This window comes from Caulobacter sp. GW821-FHT10F06, from assembly GCF_058809215.1.
Genome location: NZ_JBXASK010000002.1, coordinates 278,490 through 296,274, shown reverse-complemented (window position 1 = coordinate 296,274; position 17,785 = coordinate 278,490). Strand labels below are relative to the sequence as shown.

Annotated in this window: 16 protein-coding genes; 9 read left to right on the top strand and 7 right to left on the bottom strand. The window is 68.7% G+C overall.

From position 1 onward, the window contains the following. Positions 1-16: 16 nt before the first annotated feature. Positions 17-1,273: an MFS transporter gene (locus tag AC1RUS_RS04625; protein ID WP_492913502.1), complete on the bottom strand. Its 1,257-nt coding sequence runs from the start codon at positions 1,271-1,273 to the stop codon at positions 17-19. Positions 1,274-1,482: 209 nt separating this feature from the next. Between AC1RUS_RS04625 and AC1RUS_RS04620 the strand changes: the two genes are divergently transcribed. Then, positions 1,483-2,541: a LacI family DNA-binding transcriptional regulator gene (locus AC1RUS_RS04620; protein ID WP_492913500.1), complete on the top strand. Its 1,059-nt coding sequence runs from the start codon at positions 1,483-1,485 to the stop codon at positions 2,539-2,541. On the opposite strand, the gene AC1RUS_RS04615 is transcribed toward AC1RUS_RS04620, so the two are convergent. Next, a complete protein-coding gene (locus tag AC1RUS_RS04615; protein WP_492913498.1) occupies positions 2,538-4,082 on the bottom strand; it encodes a methyl-accepting chemotaxis protein in 1,545 nt (514 codons plus the stop codon). The genes AC1RUS_RS04620 and AC1RUS_RS04615 overlap by 4 nt on opposite strands. Before the next feature lie 262 nt (positions 4,083-4,344). Between AC1RUS_RS04615 and AC1RUS_RS04610 the strand changes: the two genes are divergently transcribed. The 4 genes from AC1RUS_RS04610 to AC1RUS_RS04595 are packed head-to-tail and all read left to right on the top strand — an operon-like array spanning position 4,345 to position 7,878. Continuing rightward, a complete protein-coding gene (locus AC1RUS_RS04610) occupies positions 4,345-5,460 on the top strand; it encodes an ABC transporter permease (protein WP_492913496.1) in 1,116 nt (371 codons plus the stop codon). Further along, positions 5,457-6,305, top strand: coding sequence for an ABC transporter ATP-binding protein (locus tag AC1RUS_RS04605; protein WP_492913494.1), 849 nt, complete (start codon positions 5,457-5,459; stop codon positions 6,303-6,305). Before AC1RUS_RS04610 ends, AC1RUS_RS04605 begins: the two co-directional genes overlap by 4 nt. After that, positions 6,305-7,243, top strand: a complete 939-nt coding sequence (locus tag AC1RUS_RS04600; RefSeq protein WP_492913492.1) for an MlaD family protein — start codon at positions 6,305-6,307, stop codon at positions 7,241-7,243. The genes AC1RUS_RS04605 and AC1RUS_RS04600 overlap by 1 nt, the downstream gene beginning before the upstream one ends. Before the next feature lie 5 nt (positions 7,244-7,248). Further along, the gene (locus AC1RUS_RS04595; RefSeq protein ID WP_492914141.1) at positions 7,249-7,878 is read left to right on the top strand and encodes an ABC-type transport auxiliary lipoprotein family protein; all 630 of its coding nucleotides are present in this window, start codon (positions 7,249-7,251) and stop codon (positions 7,876-7,878) included. A 13-nt stretch (positions 7,879-7,891) separates the two neighbouring features. On the opposite strand, the gene AC1RUS_RS04590 is transcribed toward AC1RUS_RS04595, so the two are convergent. Then, on the bottom strand, positions 7,892-8,656 hold the full coding sequence (locus tag AC1RUS_RS04590; RefSeq protein ID WP_492913490.1) for an NUDIX hydrolase: 765 nt from the start codon (positions 8,654-8,656) through the stop codon (positions 7,892-7,894). A 76-nt stretch (positions 8,657-8,732) separates the two neighbouring features. After that, positions 8,733-9,866 carry a pole-localized protein SpbR gene (gene spbR, locus AC1RUS_RS04585; RefSeq protein WP_492913488.1) on the bottom strand — a complete coding sequence of 378 codons (1,134 nt, stop codon included), beginning with the start codon at positions 9,864-9,866 and terminating at the stop codon, positions 8,733-8,735. A 157-nt stretch (positions 9,867-10,023) separates the two neighbouring features. Here spbR and AC1RUS_RS04580 point away from each other — a divergent pair, with 157 nt between their 5' ends. Both AC1RUS_RS04580 and AC1RUS_RS04575 read left to right on the top strand, forming a co-directional pair. Continuing rightward, positions 10,024-11,823, top strand: a complete 1,800-nt coding sequence (locus tag AC1RUS_RS04580; protein ID WP_492913486.1) for a hybrid sensor histidine kinase/response regulator — start codon at positions 10,024-10,026, stop codon at positions 11,821-11,823. A gap of 93 nt (positions 11,824-11,916) precedes the next feature. Beyond that, the gene (locus AC1RUS_RS04575; protein ID WP_492913484.1) at positions 11,917-13,098 is read left to right on the top strand and encodes a CaiB/BaiF CoA transferase family protein; all 1,182 of its coding nucleotides are present in this window, start codon (positions 11,917-11,919) and stop codon (positions 13,096-13,098) included. Here AC1RUS_RS04575 and AC1RUS_RS04570 read toward each other — a convergent pair. Then, positions 13,095-13,949, bottom strand: a complete 855-nt coding sequence (locus AC1RUS_RS04570) for a lytic transglycosylase domain-containing protein (RefSeq protein ID WP_492913482.1) — start codon at positions 13,947-13,949, stop codon at positions 13,095-13,097. The genes AC1RUS_RS04575 and AC1RUS_RS04570 overlap by 4 nt on opposite strands. Positions 13,950-14,143: 194 nt before the next feature. Between AC1RUS_RS04570 and AC1RUS_RS04565 the strand changes: the two genes are divergently transcribed. After that, positions 14,144-14,854: an energy transducer TonB family protein gene (locus AC1RUS_RS04565; protein ID WP_492913479.1), complete on the top strand. Its 711-nt coding sequence runs from the start codon at positions 14,144-14,146 to the stop codon at positions 14,852-14,854. A gap of 90 nt (positions 14,855-14,944) precedes the next feature. Here AC1RUS_RS04565 and AC1RUS_RS04560 read toward each other — a convergent pair whose 3' ends face one another. Both AC1RUS_RS04560 and AC1RUS_RS04555 read right to left on the bottom strand, forming a co-directional pair. Next, the gene (locus tag AC1RUS_RS04560) at positions 14,945-16,108 is read right to left on the bottom strand and encodes an acyl-CoA dehydrogenase family protein (RefSeq protein ID WP_492913477.1); all 1,164 of its coding nucleotides are present in this window, start codon (positions 16,106-16,108) and stop codon (positions 14,945-14,947) included. Between the two features lie 21 nt (positions 16,109-16,129). Further along, a complete protein-coding gene (locus AC1RUS_RS04555; protein WP_492913475.1) occupies positions 16,130-17,161 on the bottom strand; it encodes an NAD(P)/FAD-dependent oxidoreductase in 1,032 nt (343 codons plus the stop codon). A gap of 200 nt (positions 17,162-17,361) precedes the next feature. Between AC1RUS_RS04555 and AC1RUS_RS04550 the strand changes: the two genes are divergently transcribed. Then, a complete protein-coding gene (locus AC1RUS_RS04550) occupies positions 17,362-17,769 on the top strand; it encodes a helix-turn-helix domain-containing protein (protein ID WP_492913473.1) in 408 nt (135 codons plus the stop codon). Positions 17,770-17,785 lie beyond the last annotated feature (16 nt).

Genomic DNA, 17,785 nt, shown 5'->3' with positions numbered 1-17,785 from the left:
CGGTCTTCCGGATGGCTTACCGCACGCCTCGTATCGGCAGGATGGCCAGACCGCCAGCCGCCGCCAGCGCCGCGGCCATCACAAAGAACACGCCGAAGTCCTGGTGCGAGGGGCCCAGCGACCAGAACGCCAGGGCCGGCGCCAGGGCCTGGGGCAAGGTGTTGGCCAGGTTCAGAACGCCCAGGTCCTTGCCGGCGTCCTGCTGCGAGGGCAGCACCTGGGTGACCAGGGCGATGTCCACAGCATAGAAGCAGCCCGCACCGCAGCCCAGCAGCAGATAGGCTCCGACCATCACCGGCCAGCTGGGCGTCATGGCGAAGATCAGCATGGCCAGGGCGATGGTCATGGCCGCGCCGGCGGCGAACAGCTTCCGACGCTTGAGCCGGTCCGACAGCATGCCGCCGATCAGGGCCAGCGAGACGTTCGAGATCGTCGAAACCGTGGTCAGGATCGCCAACCCCTCTTCGGCCTTGTGGCCCGGAAAGAGGCTCGGATAGTCCATCACGTCCTGCAGGAAGTAGAGCATGTAGCACTGCACCAGGCTCAAGGCGACGAGCACCATGAACCGGCCCAGCCACGCGAAGGCGAAGTCCGGATAGCGGCGCGGATTGACCCAGAGCCCGGCGATGAACGCGCCCAGCTTGAACGGCGGCCGGGCGTCCCGGGCCAGGGGCTTGTCGTTCAGGCGGATGACGAAAGGAGCCAGCGACAGCAGCAGGGCCGCGATGATGGCGAAATAACGCGTCCGTTCGGACGTCAGCACGCCGCCGATCAGCACTGCGCCGGTCACGGTGCCGATGGGATTGCCGAGACTGAGAAAGGCGGCGACCCGCCCCTTCTGGGTGTCCGGCACACGGTCCGGCATGACCGCGACCAGGGCCGAGAAGCACAGGTTGAAGGTCAGCTGGAAGAAGACGATGCCGGCGATCAGGGCGGCGGGCGTCCTGGCCAGCATGATGACGAGATAGGACGCCGAGGCGCCCAGCGCGCCGACCACCATCCACGGTCGGCGGCGGCCGAAGCGCGAGGTGGTCCGGTCGCTGATCGCGCCGGCGATCAGGTTGGCGACGCTGGCCGTCAGCGCGCCCCAGAACGCGGTCTGGCTGAGCAGGGCCGCCTTGCCCGCCGCGTCGATGGCTTCGGCCTTCAGCGGCAGCAGCACCTGGAACAGAGGCATGAAACTGACGAAGGCGCCGATCTGCGCCAACGTGTAGGCCGCTATGAAACCGGGTCGGACCGGCGTGGCCGGCCGGGCCTCGTCGCTTGGCGACATGGATGCTCCCCTTCGGACACGATCTGGCGCCGTGTTCTGGGGCCACACTGGCCCTCTCCATCCCATGGCACAAGACCGACCGCGCGGCATTCGCGGACGCCTTTGCGCGCACATGAATTTTTCTCGCCGCAAGCGTCGCTAGAGCGGGAAGAAATGCTCTAGGCTGAGAACATGGGATTGAGTCTCATCAAGCAAGACGCGACGGGTGCATGGCCTCGGTGACGATCTACGACGTCGCCGCACGGGCTGGCGTCTCCATCAAGACCGTGTCTCGGGTCATGAACAACGAGCCCAACGTGCGGCCCGCGATGCGCGACCGCGTGCTGGAAGCCGCCGAGGCGCTCGACTACAGCCCCAACCTTTCGGCCCGCAGCCTGGCCGGTTCGCGTTCGTTCGTGATCGCCGTCTTCGTCGATGCGGCCCTGACCATCGACCACTGGCGCAGCGAACGCGGGGCTGACTATCTCAGCCGCATCCAGCTGGGCGCGACCTTGCAGTGCCGCGACGCCGGCTATCACCTGCTGATCGAGCTGATCGACCACGACGCCCCGCGCGTGCGCCAGGAAGTGGCCGCTCTGCTAGCGGCGCTGAAGCCCGACGGCGTGATCCTGACCCCGCCCAGCTCCGACAACGAGACGGTCCTGGAGCTGCTCGACAAGGCCGGCACGCCCTATGTGCGCCTGGGTCCCGAACGCCCCGACGGGGTAGGGCCGCGCGTCCACATGGACGACGTCGCCGCCGCGCGGGAGATGACGCAGCATCTGGCCAGCCTGGGCCACAAGCGCATCGGCTTCATCGTCGGCGAGCCGCGCTACGGCGCCAGCCAGGCGCGTCGGCAGGGCTATATGGAAGCCATGGAAAGCCTTAAGCTGCCGGTGTCCGACAGCTGGGTGCGCCAAGGCGACTTCACCTTCCAGTCAGGTCTGGAGCAGGCCAAGGCGCTGCTGGCCCTGCCCGATCGCCCCACCGCGATCTTCGCCAGCAACGACGACATGGCGCTGGGCTGCCTGGCCGCCGCCGCCGAGGCGGGCGTCATGGTGCCGGGCGAGGTGTCGGTGGCCGGCTATGACGACAGCCCCAGCGCCCGCTTCAGCCGCCCGCAACTGACCACCGTGCGTCAGCCAGTCGTCGAGATGGCGTCGCTGGCCACCCGGCTGCTGATCTCTGGCGTCATCAAGGGCGCGACCGCCAGCACCGCGCCGGTCGATGAGCTGCTGCCCTTCGAACTGATCCACCGGGCCTCGACGGCCCCGCCGCCCGCGCCTTAGCGGCCGGGACGGGCGAAGGCCGCGACGCGGGCCCGCGCGGCGTGGACCGCGTTCTCGGCCGGGGCCTCGACATGCGCCGCCGGCGCTTGGCCGCCGATGCGGAAAGCGCCGACACGATTGGCCAGGTCCGAAGCTTCCACGCGCAGCGAATGGGTCGACTCGCTGGACTGCTGCACCATGGCGGCGTTGCGCTGGGTGACCTGGTCGAGCTGATTGACCGCCGCATTGACCTGGTTCAACGCCGTGGCCTGCTCGCTGGCCGAGGCGGCGATGGCGTTGATCAGGCCGTCGATGCCGCCGACCTTGTCGACGATGCCGCGCAGGGCCTCGCCCGTCTGGTTGACCAGATCGACGCCTTCACCGACCTGGCGGCTCGACTCGGCGATCAGGCTCTTGATCTCTTTGGCCGCGTCGGCCGAGCGTTGGGCCAGGGCTCGCACTTCCTGGGCGACGACGGCGAAGCCGCGACCGGCGTCGCCGGCCCGGGCGGCCTCGACCCCGGCGTTAAGGGCCAGCAGGTTGGTCTGGAAGGCGATTTCGTCGATCACGCCCAGGATCTGCGAGACCTGGTTGGACGAGCTCTCGATCTTGGTCATGGCCTCGGCGGCGCGGGTCACCACCGCGCCCGACCGTTCGGCCTCGGCGCTGGCCTCTCCGACGCGGGCCGAAACCTCGCGGGCGCTCTGGGCGGTCTTTCCGACCGTGGCGGTCAGTTCTTCCACTGCGGCGGCGGTCTGCTCCAGGGTTGCAGCCTGCTGCTCGGTGCGCTGCGACAGGTCGTCAGCGTTGCGGGCGATGTCGTCGGCGCCGGCCCGGATGCCCGAGGTGGCGCGCTCGACGGCGCGCATGGCCTCGCCCAGCGCAGCGGCGGCTTGGTCGAAGTCGGTCTTCAACGACTGGAATTCCGGAGCCAGCCCGCCATCGACGCGCGCCGAAAGATCGCCTGCGGCCAGACGGGCCAGAGCCTCGCCCACGGCCTTGACGGCCTGGGCCTGGCGTTGTTCGGCGGCCTCACGCTCTTCTTCCAGAGCCGCGCGCTCGTCCTCGAGCAGGCCCAGATAGCTGGAGATCGCCAGTTCCATGTCCAGGAACACGGCCTTGTTCAGCGCCACCAGGCCGTCGGCCAGGTCGGCGTCGGACTTGGCGCTGGCGAACAGACCCTTGGCGCGCTTGGCGATGACGGCCCGGATCAGTTCCTCGGAAACCACCGCATAGCCGCCCATGTACCAGCGCGGCTCGAGACCCGCGTCGACGTGGGCCCGGCCGATGCGCTCGACGTCGCGAGCATAGTCGGCCCCGTAATCGGCCGTGGCGATGCGCTTCCAATGGTTGGCCTGCGCGCGTTCGGCCGTCGCGATGTGGCCTTCGTCGCGGAACTTGCCTCGCGCTTCGGGGAAGGCGCGGACCTGATTGTAGAAGCGGCCCAGGGCGTTGGAGATCTCGGCGTCGATGACCGGCTCGAGGGCCCGCAGGGCGGTGCGATCGCGCTCGTCGAACCGCATGAACGACATGCGCTGATCAAGCTTGGGGTTTGCGCTCATGCCATCGACTCCGACTCGTAAGAACTTACGCCGTCAGACCTGAACGTAATTTGTTAACCACGATTAAAAGCTGGCGGGAAAAGCATATGCATTTCGCCGCACGCCTCATTTTCCTGTACCTGGATAATCCTGGATCGCGACTGGCGCGCGCTGGCGGCGAAGCCTATTCAAACAACAGGCAACAAGCTGCGCCTTGGCGCGTTTGGGGCTATTCAGGTCCTTTGCTAGGCTTGAGCGTAACGACAAGGATCAGTTCTTCTCCATGCCCGTCCAAGCGGACTTCACCTTTGACAAGACCGACGGCGCCAAGACCGTCGTGCTGTCGGGGGACTGGACGGCGCGCGGGCTGTTCGACGCCGGGGTGCGGCTGGCCGACGCCCTGCACGACACCCAAGACGCCGACCTCGATCTCAGCCAGGTGAACCGCTGCGACACCGCCGGCGCCTATGCGATCATCCGCGCGGCGGACGGTCGCCAGACGGCCGGCAAGATCAAGGCCCGCAAGGAGATCCTGCGGCTGTTCGAGCTGGTCGGCAGCGCCGTGCAGGTCGAGCCCGAGGTCGTTCCCCGCTCGCGAGGCTTCCAGGCCCTGCTCGAGCGCATCGGGCGCGGCATGTTCGGCCTGGCCGACGACGTCTACAGCACCATGGTCTTCCTGGGCCACCTGCTGACCGCCCTGGCCCGCTGCGCCGTCGATCCGCGCCGCATCCGCTGGGCGCCGATCATCTCGCTGGCCGAGCGCGCGGGCCTGGACGCGATGCCGATCGTGGCGACGACCACCTTCTTCATCGGCGCCGTCGTGGCGCTGCTGGGCGCCAACATGCTCATCGACTTCGGAGCCCAGGTCTATTCGGTGGAACTGATCGGCATCTCGGTCTTCCGCGAGTTCAACATCCTGATCACCGCCATCCTGCTGGCCGGCCGCTCGGCCTCCAGCTTCGCGGCGGAAATCGGCTCGATGAAGATGAACCAGGAGATCGACGCCATGCAGGTCATGGGCGTGGACCCCTACGAAGCCCTGGTGCTGCCGCGCTTCGCCGCCCTGCTCCTGACCATTCCGCTGCTGACCTTCATCGCCACCCTGGCGGGCCTGGCTGGCGGCATCCTGGTTGTGTGGATGGTGCTGGACCTGTCGCCCAGCTTCTTCCTGCAGCGCATCGTCGAATATGTGGGCCCGACCCACTTCTGGATCGGCATGTCCAAGGCCCCGGTCATGGCCACGGTGATCGCCGCCATCGGCTGCCGCCAGGGGATGGAGGTCGGCAACGACGTCGAGTCCCTGGGCCGCCGCGTCACCGCCGCCGTCGTTCACGCGATCTTCGCCATCATCTTCATCGATGCCGTCTTCGCCCTGCTCTATATGGAGCTGGACATTTGACCGACGCCCATCCCCATCACCACGGCGAGACCCCGTCGCTGGACGACGAAGCCCATCCGATCCAGGTCGAGGGCCTGGTCTCGAAGTTCGGCGAGGCGGTCATTCATGACGGGCTGGACCTGACCATCGAGCGCGGCGAAGTGCTGGGCGTCGTCGGCGGCTCGGGCGCGGGCAAGTCGGTGCTGCTCAACAGCATCATCGGCCTGAAGGTCCCCGACGGCGGCTCGGTCAAGCTGTTCGGCCACGACATGCGCACGGCCAACCGTCGACGCTGGACCTCGGTCGAGCGGCGCTGGGGCATCCTGTTCCAGCAGGGCGCGCTGTTCTCGAACCTGACGGTGCGCGAGAACGTCGCCGCGCCACTGTTCGAGCACACCAAGCTGCCCAAGCGCGAAATCCAGGAACTGGCCGATCTGAAGATCGCGCTGGTCGGCCTGCCCGCCCGCGCCGCCGACTTGAAGCCGGCCGAGCTGTCGGGCGGCATGCGCAAGCGCGCGGGCCTGGCCCGGGCCCTGGCGCTGGATCCCGAACTGCTGTTCCTCGACGAGCCCACGGCCGGCCTGGACCCGATCAGCGCCGCCGCGTTCGACGAGCTGATCAAAGACCTGTCCGACACCCTGGACCTGACGGTGTTCATGATCACCCACGACCTGGACAGCCTCTACGCCATCACCGACCGCGTCGCCGTTATCGCCGACAAGAAGGTGGTGGCCATCGGACCCGTGGCGGAGCTCGAGCGTTCCGACCATCCGTGGATCAAGGAATACTTCCTGGGACCGCGCGGTCGCGCGGCAGGCGGCGGCAAGACGACAACGGCCCAGACAACGGCCGCGAGGACCAGCTGATGGAAAGAAACGCCAACTACGCCTTGGTCGGCGCGATCACCCTGGCCCTATTCATGGGCCTGGTCGTGTTCGTCGTCTGGCTGGCCAAGCTGCAGTTCAACCAGGAATACGATGTCTACGACATCCTGTTCGTGGGCCCCGTACGCGGCCTGTCCGAAGGCGGCGAGGCGCACTTCAACGGCATCAAGGTCGGCGAGGTCACCAAGATCGCGTTGGACAAGAGCGACCCCAACCGGGTCATCGCCCGCATCCGCGTCACCTCAGACGTGCCGATCAAGACCGACAGCTACGCCACGCTGGAGCCCCAGGGCATCACGGGCGTCAACTACGTCCAGATCACCGCCGGCACGCCGTCCAAGCCGCTTCTGAAGGAGACGGTGAAGGGCGGCCAGGTGCCGGTCATCCGCAGTCAGCGCAGCGCCCTCTCCGACTTGCTGGAAGGCGGCGGCACGGTGCTGACTCGCACCATCGAGGCCCTGGACCGCGTCAACCGCGTGCTGTCCGACGACAACATCAAGACCTTCAGCGCCTCGCTCGACGACGTCCAGGCCGTCACCGCCGAGCTGCGCGAGCGCAAGGCGATCATCGCCGACGCCCAGAAGGCGCTGCAAAGCATCGACGCCACCGCCCAGTCGATCACCGACCTCTCCAAGTCGACCCAGAACGTGGTCGATGGCGATGGGCGTCGCTCGATCAAGGAACTGGCCGACGCCGCCCAGGAGATCAAGGCCGCCGCCAAGGACGCGCGCGGCATGATCTCGAAGCTGGACGGCCCGACCAGCGATTTCGCGACCACCGGCTTGCCGCAGCTGTCGCAGGCCATCGTCACCCTGCAATCGGCGGCCGAGTCTCTCGATCGCCTGGTCGGCGAAGTCGAACAGAACCCGCGCGGACTGGTCGGCAAGGCGCCCGCCAAGGAACTGGAGGTCAAGCCGTGAACCCGATGCGCACCATCCTTCGCGGTCTCGCCGTGGCGGCGACCGCGGCCGCCCTCGCCGGCTGCGTCAGCCTGTTCCCCAAGGCCGATCCCGTCGGGCTGTACCGGTTCGGCAATGATCCGGTCGCGCCCGTCTCCAAAGGCCCCGCAGGAGCGCTGTTCGGGGTCTTCAAGACGCCGACCATCTTCACGCGCGCCTCCGCCGGCGACCGCATCCTGACCTTCACCAATGGCGAGGCGGCCTATATCGGCGACGCGCGTTGGGTGTCGCCGGCCAGTGTGCTGTTCGACGAAGCCGTCGCCCGCGCCTTCGAGGCCGATCCTGGCCGCGCGCGCCTGATCGGTCGCGGCGAGGTCGCCAAGTCCGACCTCATCCTGCGCCTTGAGGTTCGTTCCTTCGAGACGGTCTATGTCAACGGACCCAAGACGGCTCCCGAGGTGCTGGTCCAAGTGCGCGGCGTCCTGAACCGCAGCAGCGACCGCGCCCTGGTGGGCGACCAAGTGTTCGAGGCTCGCGTAAAGGCTTCGGAAAACCGCGTCGGTCCGATCGTCCAGGCCTATGATGGCGCGACCGGCAAGGTGCTCAGCGACATCACCGCCTGGGTCAGCGCGGCCGGCGTGGCGCTGCCGAAATAGGTCGATCGCCGACCTACAGCGCCGAGAGCGGCTCGATCACGTCACCATAGCCGGCGTCGGGTTGGATGCGCAGGCCCGCGCCTTCGACCCAGGGTTCCACGGTGACCAGGGGACGGGCCGAGGCGCGCGCGATCGCCTCGGCGGGCCCTGAGCTTTCGGCCAGCAGCTGCAGGTTCATGCGCGTGGGAAAGATCACCTTGCGCGTCCCCGCAGCCGCCATCTCCAGCGCCTCACGGGGCGCGATCCATTCGGCGTCAACGGCCTCGTGGCCGTCGCAGATCGCCTGCTGCGCGCCGGGCGCATGGGCGGCGTAGAACCAGGTGTCGAACCGCTTGGTCATCAGGTTGGGCGTGATCCAGCGGGCGAAGATGGTCAGGGCCGCGAGGTCCAGCTTCAGACCCAGTTCTTCGACCACGGTGATGAACGGCACGCGATCCTCGGCGACGGCCGCGCGGACCTCGACGGCCGCTTCGCCTTCGTAGAACGCGCCGCTGGCGTCGCGCGCCAGCAGAACGCCAGCCTCCTCATAGGCCTCGCGGATGGCGGCGATGCGCAGGGCCGCGCCGTCCTCGCCCACGGCGTCCCAGCCGGTGGCCAGATCGCGCCAGCGCGGATCCTCGTCGCCGCCATGGCTCTTGCCGCCCGGGAAGACGAGGGCGCCGGCCGCGAAGTCGATCCGGTGGTGCCGCTTGACCATCAGCACCTCGAAGGCGGGCGCGTCTCGAAGCAGCAGTATGGTGGCGGCGGGTCGGATCGGGCCGAGAGATGACTCTGACATCCCCGCAGCTTGGCGCGGTTGGGACGGTTTGCCGAGTCCTGGGGCGAACGATTGTTCGCCGGCCGGGTACGGCCGATCAGCCGGTGGCGGTGTGGCTTTCGCGCGCCAGGCGGTCCATCCGCTCAAGCAGATAGTCCGAATCCTCGCGCGAGATCGACTGCGGCGAGGTCAGGAAGCGCTGGATCATGTGCTCCTGAAAGCGCTCGCGGTCGTGGGCGCGGCCGTCGAACTCCATGGCGTGGAAGGCGTCCACGCCCGCGCGGAAGGCGGCGTAGAGGCGCGGCGGCAGACCCGCGCGCTCGCAGATGGCCTTCAGGCCCAGCTGGCCCGCGTCGTGGATCATCAGCCAGGTGCGGTGATGCGGCACGCCGGCCAGTTCGGCCACCGCCCACTCGAAGAAGGTCATGTGGCCATGGGCCAGGCCGCGCAGCAGCAGCGACGGCGTCAGGCGGCCGACGCGATTGAGGTGGCTGACGAAGGCCTTGGGATCGGCGGCGCGGCCGGCCTGGTCGACCAGGTCGAGCGTGGCGCGCTCCTTGGCGCCGACCACCAGCTCCAGCACCCGCTCGGCCGATAGGGCGTGGTGGGCCAGGATATGATCGCGCAACTGGTCGCCGACCATGTCGATCAGGCGCTCGGTCACCGCCAGCGGCAAGGCCGAGCGATAGGCGACGGCTTGCAACACCTGCTCGGACTTGGAGAACCGGTCGAGGGCCTTCTGCAGGGCGACTTCCGAGAAGCGGGCGTTGTCGTTGGCGACCACGGTCGCGACGATCGCTTCGGAGCCTTGCTCCACCAGAACGCTGGTGACGCGGGTCGACAGCTTGGGACGCTTGGCCACCGCCATCTGGCGGGCCTCGCCGCCCATGCGGACGATCTCGGCCAGATCGGCGTCGCTGAACACGGGCGACCAGGCGATGATCGGCAGCGACACGCTCTCGACGTCGCGCGCCAGGCGATTGGCGACGTCCGGCGGCAGGCTGGGCGAGTTCTTCAGCGTCACGGCCATGGCCCGACGCACCAGCTCGGCGGCGTCGGTGGCCATCACCCGCAGAATGTCGTGGGCGATCTGGCGCTCGTCCTCGGGCATGTCGACGCGGTCGATCGTGCGGCAAAGCTTGTGCGCCGCCAAGGCGCGCTCGTCGGCCGTCGCGCCCTTCACGAGCATCCGGATATCGTTGTCTGTAAGCGCCGCGCGGGTGGTGGCCATGGGTTCGCCGAACCAGAGGAATTGCCAGTGATCCCTAACATCTACTGTTAGGCTTAATGATCGATTGAACCCGAAAGCTGTGGATTAACGATACCCCGTAACGGGGCGCAAACCGTGATCCCCTACCCTCCGCGCTCAACTGTCGAGGAACGCGACCTTGTTCGCCGAGCGCCGCCCTAACGAGCCCCTGACGCGCGACGCGAACCTGGCCATGGCCCTGGACGCGCAAACCGCGTTACTGCCTTACGCGCTTGGTTTTTTCGGCGTCAGCCTGCCCATCTTCGTGTGGGCCGGATCGTTCGCCGACGACGCCCTCTGGATGGCCGCCAGCCTGGTGATCTTCGCCATCAACTGGGGCGCTTTCTACGCCGCCGTGAACTGGCTGCGCGGCGAAGCGTCGCAAGACCTTAAAATCCGCGCCCGGGTCCAGCTGTTGGGCGGACTGCTGTGGGCCGTCTCGGTGGTCCAGCTGTCGGTGTTCGCCCATAGCGCCGGTCCGGTGCGCGAGGCCCTGCTGCTGCTGGCGACGGCCGCCGCCGTGGTCTGCGTGTTCTTTTCGGCCACTTCGCTGCCGGCCCTGCTGATCACCGCCCCGATCGCCGCCGCCGGACCGCTGCTGGCGCTGTTCTCGGTGGCCGACAGCCGCCACGCCGGCGTGATGGCCTGGGGCGCCATCGCCCTGTCGCTGGCCCTGGCCCTGGTGCTGAACCGCATGCTGCGTCGCCAGCACGCCTTGGCCGACGCCCACGAGCGCCTGATCCAGGAACGCCTGACGGTGCTGGATGCGGCCGAGCGGACCGCCCGCTCGAAGTCCGACATCGTCGCCACCCTCAGCCACGAGATCCGCAACGGCCTGACCGGCGTGACCCACGTGCTGGCCGCCGCCGCAGGCAAGGGCGGTCGCGCCGCGCCATCGCGCGAACAGCTGAACGCGGCTCTGGACGCCGCCCAGGACCTGATCGCGGTGCTCAACGCCACGCTCGACAGCGAAACCGCCGAGTCCGGTCGGCTGGCGGTCGAGACCCTGCCCTTCGAGCCCGTCCGCCTGCTGCGCGACCTGGCCCTGCTGGAGCGCCCGCACGCCATGGCCAAGGGCCTGGAGCTGGCGGTCCATGTCGATCCGCTGCTGGAGCGCCGCAGCCATGGCGCGGTGATGGCCGACGCCATGCGCACGCGCCAGATCATCGCCAACCTGTTAGGCAACGCGGTCAAGTACACCGTGCGCGGCCGGATCGAGGTGCGGATCGAGCGTCGCGGCGACCTGATCGCGATCGAGGTGGCCGACACCGGTCCTGGCCTGTCGACCGAGGAGATGGAACAGGCCTTCGAACCGTTCCGCCGCGTCGAGCGCACCGGCGCGGGCGTCAATGGCGCGGGTCTGGGCCTGTCGCTGTCGCGCCAGCTGGCGCGTCTGATGGGCGGAGCGCTCGACGCCCGCAGCGCGCTGGGCGTCGGCAGCTGCTTCACCCTGACCCTGCCCTTCGACGAGACCTTGCAGGTCGAGGCCCAGACCGACGACGAGGCCTCCACGGCGGCCGAGGCGCCGGGCGCGCCGCGCAGCCTGCGCGTACTGATCGCCGAAGACGACGCCCTCAACGCCGCCATGCTGCGCGCCATCCTCGAGCAGCTCGGCCACCAGGTGGTTCACGCCCAGAACGGCCGTCGCGCCGCCGACTTGGCCCGCATCGCCGAGTTCGACCTCCTGATGCTGGACGGCCGCATGCCGGTGCTGGACGGCCCGGGCGCCGCCGCCGCCGTGCGGGCCCTGGAAGGCAAGAACCGCGACATGCCGATCATCGCCGTGATCGACGGCGACGCCGACGAGGCCCGCGAGTGCACCGAAGCCGGCGCCGACATCGTGCTGCGCAAGCCGGTCTCGGTGGCCGCCGTGGCCCGCGCCGTCGCCGACGCCGCCACGCTTGACCGCGCCTCGGCCTCCGGCAAGGCCGCCGCCTAGCGCGATCCTTCCGGCTCCCCCAGGGTAAGCCTTTCCACCGCCCCCGCGCTCCCGCACACTCGTCGCCAACGAGAAGAAGAACGGGAGGATGCGATGCTGGAAGGACTCCGGGTCGTCGAGCTGGCCACCTATATCGCCGCGCCCGGCGCGGCGGGGATCATGGCCGACTGGGGCGCCGACGTGATCAAGGTGGAGTCGCCGGAGGGCGATCCCATGCGGCGCTTCTTCGACACCATCGCCTCCGAGCAGGACGCCAACCCGATCTTCGAGCTCGACAACCGGGGCAAGCGGGCCGTGGTGCTCGACATCCGATCGGACGCCGGGCGCGAGGCGCTGAAGGCCTTGGCGGCGACGGCCGACATCTTCCTGACCAACGTCCGCCCCGGCGCTCTTGCCCGGGCCGGAGCGGACTTCGAGAGCCTGAAGGCGGTCAATCCGCGCCTGATCTATTGCAGCCTCACCGGCTATGGCCTCGAAGGCCCCGACGCCGATAAGGCGGGCATGGACGTCGCCGCCTTCTGGTCGAGAGCCGGGGTCGGGTCGATCACGGCGCCGAAGGGGGCCGAACCCTTTCCGATCCGCACGGGCATGGGCGACCATGTCACCTCGCTGGCCACGGTGTCGGCGATCCTGGCGGCGGTGTTCGAGCGTCAGGCCACCGGCGTCGGTCGTCTGGTCGAAACCTCGCTGCTGCGCACGGGCGTCTATGCGATCGGCTCGGACATGGCGATCCAGCTGCGGTTCGGGAAACTGGCGTCGACACGCGGGCGGCGCGAGGCGATCCAGCCCCTGGCCAATTTCTTCCAGACCCGCGACGGCCGCTGGATCTGCCTGCTGCCGCGCCAGGGCGCCACCGACTGGCCCCGCATCGCCGCCGCCGCCGGCCGGCCCGAGCTGGCGGACGACCCGCGCTTTGTCAGTTCGAAGTCCCGCCGCGAGAACAGCGCGGCCCTGGTCGACGTGCTCGACGAGGCGTTCGGGGCGATGGACTATGCCGAGGCGGAAGCGGCGCTGGACGCCGGCGACCTGACCTGGGCGCCCTATCAGACGCCGCGCGAACTGGTGGCTGATCCCCAGGCCGAGGCGGCGGGCTGCTTCGTCGACACGCCCGACGGCGCCGGCGGGACCTTCAGGGCGCCGGCCTCGCCCGCCCGCTTCCCGGGCTCGAACGATGGTCCGCGCGGCCCGGCGCCCAAGCTGGGCGCGGACACGGCCGTCGTCTTCCGGGAGTTGGGCTGGAGCGAGGACCGCATCGCGGTCCTGACCGCGGTCTAGCGGTTGACGTTGCCGTCCTTGGCCTCGGCCAGGACGCGCAGCATTTCGCTGGAGAACATCGAGCTGGCCAGGCGCTGGCCAACGCCAGCCGTCGTGTTGCCGCCGAACGGGCTGTCGACGTCCTGCGAGCCGCGCAGGATCAGATCGACCACCGCCTCCTGCTGGCGCAGACGCTCCAGCCGGCGACCGCTGGCGTATTGGACAAAGCCCTGGTCGGGGCCGTCGTCCTTGGGCGCTTCCACCGGGCGGGTGGTCCCGCCAGTCTTGGTCAGGTTGGCGTAGACCTCGCTGACCGTGGCCGGACGGCCATCGCGATAGAAGATCGAACGGTTGGCCTGGGCGGCGTCCGGGAACATCGACGCGGCGCTGGCGCCGGGCGTGTTGTTGGCGGCCTCGATCAGGCGGGCCGAGCCCTGCGGACCCAGGAAGTGGGCGGCGTAGAGCTCACCGGCCGTCGGCGAGCGTCCGACTCGGCCGCGCAGGTAGGAGGCGTGGTCGGAGGCCAGTTCGCCCGCCATCAGCGAGGCGGCGTGCGGATCCATCTTCAGGCCCAGGACGGCCTTGCGGGCTTCGTCGCCCTGCACGTGATAGCGGCCGTCGGAGCCCTGGCTGATCAGGTCGGCGTAGCGGGCGTAGCCATACTTGGAGCCGTGCTTCTTCAGCGTGCCCAGCCAGGTCTGGTCGACGAATTGAAATAGGCCCGACGCCGACGAGGTCTTGGCCTTGGCGCCGGGATTGTACCCGCTCTCGCGCTTGGCGGTGCCCATCAGGAACGTGAAATCCACGCCCGTCGCGCTGGAGGCGCGCTGGATCGCCGATTCGACGACGCTGCGGATGGATTGGACGGCCATGGCTCCACACCTGAACGATCATGGTTAATCCGCGATTAACCACGTTAACCAGACCGGCGCCACGCGCATCATGCCGCACCCCGTCGGACGGGATAGAGCGCACAGATCTACGAATTTTACGAATGTAGATTTACAACAGGATCGCAGCGTGATGATCTGACTTACATATGTAATTAGACCAAGGGAGGTCGATCATGGTTATCACCAACACCCTCTCCGGCTCCTATATTCCGGGGCTCGACGCCCGTCCGCCCAAGATGTCGCGGGCGCTGGTGATCGCCCTGGGCGTCTCGGCCGCCGCGCACATCGGGCTGTTTGCCTACCTCGCCTATCAGAGGTACGTCATTCCGACGCAGACCGTGGAACCAGATCGCGCGCTGATCCTGCCGCTCTACACGCCGCCGCCCCCGCCGCCGCCCTCGGACGATCCGCCGCCGCCAAAGCTGTCGAACCCGATTCCACTGCATCCGCCCCTGCCGACGCCGTTCACGCCGCCCGATCCGCTGCCGATGACGCCGCCGGACGCGCACCTGCCGCCTGCGGGTCCCGGTCCCCAGACCTTGACGCCCGATCCGCCCTCGCCGGGTCCAGCCATCGCGCCGCCGCAGGCCAAGGTCATCACCCGCGCCAACTGGCTGCGCAAACCGTCGGCCGACGACATGGCGCGCTACTATCCGGACGGCGCGGCGCGGCGCGAGATCTCCGGCAGCGCCACGATCAGCTGCGCGGTGGCGGTCAACGGTTCGGTCCGCAATTGCATGGTCGTCAGCGAGACGCCGATGGGCGAAGGCTTCGGCGACGCGGCCCTGAAACTGTCGCGCTTCTTCCGCATGAGCCCGCAGACTGAGAACGGCGAAGCCGTCGACGGCGCGACCGTGCGAATCCCGATCCGCTTCAGCCTTTAGTCCGCATACGTTCGCGCACCTTCCAAACTTGAAGCGGTGGGCCGGGAACCGTCGCCAGCGTATCGGGCGGCGCGACCCGGCCCATTTTCGTCAGTAGCTCTTGGGCAAGCCCAGCACGCGCTCGGCGATGAAGTTGAGGATCATCTCGCGGCTGATCGGCGCGATGCGGGCGATCATCGCCTCGCGGAAGTAGCGCTCGACGTCGTATTCCTTGGCGTAACCCATGCCGCCATGAGCCAGGACAGCGTTCTCGCAGGCGGTGAAGCCGGCCTCTGCGCCCAGATACTTGGCGGCGTTGGCCTCGGCTCCGCAGTCCTTGCCCATGTCGTAGAGGGCGGCGGCCTTGAAGGCGAGCAGGTTGGCCGACTCGAGCTCGGCCCAGGACTTGGCCAGCGGGTGGGCCACGCCCTGGTTCTGACCGATGGGACGTCCGAACACCACGCGCTCCTTGGCGTAGGTCGTCGCCTTGGCCAGGGCCGCGCGCCCCAGGCCGATAGCCTCGACGGCGAACAGCACCCGTTCTGGGTTCAGGCCGTGCAGCAGGTAGGAGAAGCCCTTGCCCTCGTCGCCGACCAGATCATCGGCCGGCACGAACAGGTCCTCGATGAAGAGCATGTTACACTCGACTGCCTTGCGGCCCATCTTCGGGATCGGCTTGGCCTCGATCTTCTCGCGGTCGGTATAGAACAGGCTGAGGCCCTGGGTCGGCTTGGCGCACTGATCCTTGGGCGTGGTGCGGGCGATGATCAGGATCTTGTTGGCGCGCTGGGCGCCAGTGGTCCAGACTTTCCGGCCGTTCAGGCGATAGCCGCCGTCGACCTTCTCCGCCCGGGTCTCGAGGCTGGAGGTGTCCAGGCCCGAATTAGGCTCGGTGACCGCGAAACACATCTTGTCCTGACCCGATATCAGGCGCGGCAGGTGACGGGCGCGCTGCGCGTCGGTGCCGAACTTCACGATCGGCATGGGGCCGAAGATGTTCAGATGGATGGCCGAGGCCCCGGAAAAGCCCGCGCCCGATTGGGCCACGGCCTGCATCATCACGGCCGCTTCGGTCAGGCCCAGGCCCGCACCGCCGACGCTCTCCGGCATCGCGACGCCCAGCCAGCCGCCGTCGGCGATGGCGGCGACGAAATCCTCAGGGAAATTTCCGGTCTCGTCGGTGCGACGCCAGTACTCGTCGTCGAAGCCCGCGCACAGCTTGGCGACGCCTTCGCGGATCGCTTCCTGTTCCTCGGTCAGCCAGAAACCGGCCATCGGATATCCCCCTGCGCTTGCTTACGCCTCGGGCTCTCCGTCGAAGCGCCGCGCATCGAGGCGCGCCGCGTCCGGGCCCGGGTCCTTGCCCATCAGATACGCGGCGACCAGACCGGCCACAAGCGGCGCCAGCAGCCAGCCGTTGCGACGGGCGCCGACGGCCAGCATCACGCCAGGCGCACGGCTCCAGCCCACCAGCGGCAGACCATCGGCCGTCGAGGCCCGCACCCCGACCTCGGTCGTGGCGGTCGCCGAGGCCAGATCCGGGCGAAGCGCCCGGGCGGCGGCCAGCAGGGCGGCGGTCTTGTCCGGCTCCGGCGCGCGGTCGTCGCGGCCCGCCTCCATGGTGGCGCCGACAGCCGTCCGTCCCGCAGGCGCCAGATAGACCCCAGGGCCACGCAGCACGGGGCCGGCAATCGGTCCCTGGCCCAGGCGCAGGATCTGCCCCTTGATCGGCTCCAGCACGCGTGTCTCGGGCGCCAGGGTCCCGGCCCGCTCGGCGGCGCCTGTGGCGACCACCAGCGCCTCAAAGGGTTCGGCGCGCCCGCCCGACAGCTGAACGACGCCGTCTCGATAGGCCTCGACCGCGTCGGCTTCGAACTGGACGCCCAGGCGTGAGGCTTCGGCCCGCAGGCGGGTCAGAGCGTCGCGCGCATCCAGCCGCCAGTCCTCGTCGATGCGAAGCGCGTCGGCTTCGCGATCCGTGGGCAGGCCTAGCGCCTGTCGCCGAGCGTCGACAGCAGCCAGCCACGCGGCGTCGCCTTCGACCCGCACGCCGTCCTTGCGGATCTCGATCTCCAGTCCCGCTGCGAAATCAGGCCACAGGTCGCGGGCCCGGCGCAGGAGATCCAGATGCGGCGCGGAGGCCTCGTCGAACAGCGCCTCGCTGGCGGGCGCCAGCATGCCGGCCGCGACGCCCGAGGCGTTGTCGCCCGGCGCCGCCGGATCGAACACCGTGACGGCAAACCCGACGCGCGCCAGGGCCAGCGCGATCGCCGAGCCGAAGGCGCCTGCGCCGGCCACCGCGATACGCGCGCCTGACTCAGTTCCCATGCGGCGCAGACACCTTCCGCCGCCTCAAAGGTCAACCCTTCTTTCGGGCGCTTGCAACGCGCTCACCCTTGCCGCGCATTGACGCAGTATGGGTTCCCGGACGTGACTAACGGAACAAGGTCTGGTTATCCTCCATTGTCCAGCTACGACGCTGTCCTCCGGACGGCGTCGGCCAAGGTGCTGGAAGGAATGGATTGCGTATGAACGACAAGATCGCCGCCGAGCCGGCTCACCCCGTCGACCTGTATGTCGGCGCCCGCCTCCGGATCAGGCGCAAGGTCATGGGTCTGAGCCAGACGCAGGTGGCCGACGCCCTGGGCATCACCTTCCAGCAGATCCAGAAGTACGAACGCGGCTCCAACCGCATCAGCGCCTCGAAGCTGTACGACGCCGCCCGTCTTCTGGAAGCGCCGGTCTCGTATTTCTTCGAAGGCCTGGACGAGACTGACGGCGGTCGGGACGACGGCTTCGCCGCCCGCATGACCGAGTTCGTCTCCACGCCGGAAGGCCTGGAGCTGGCGTCGCTGTTCCCCAAGCTGGACGACCGGCGTCTGCGCCGTCGCGTGGTCGACCTGGTCCGCGCCATGGTCGAGGAAGAACCAGGCTGACCTTCTTCGCGCGTCG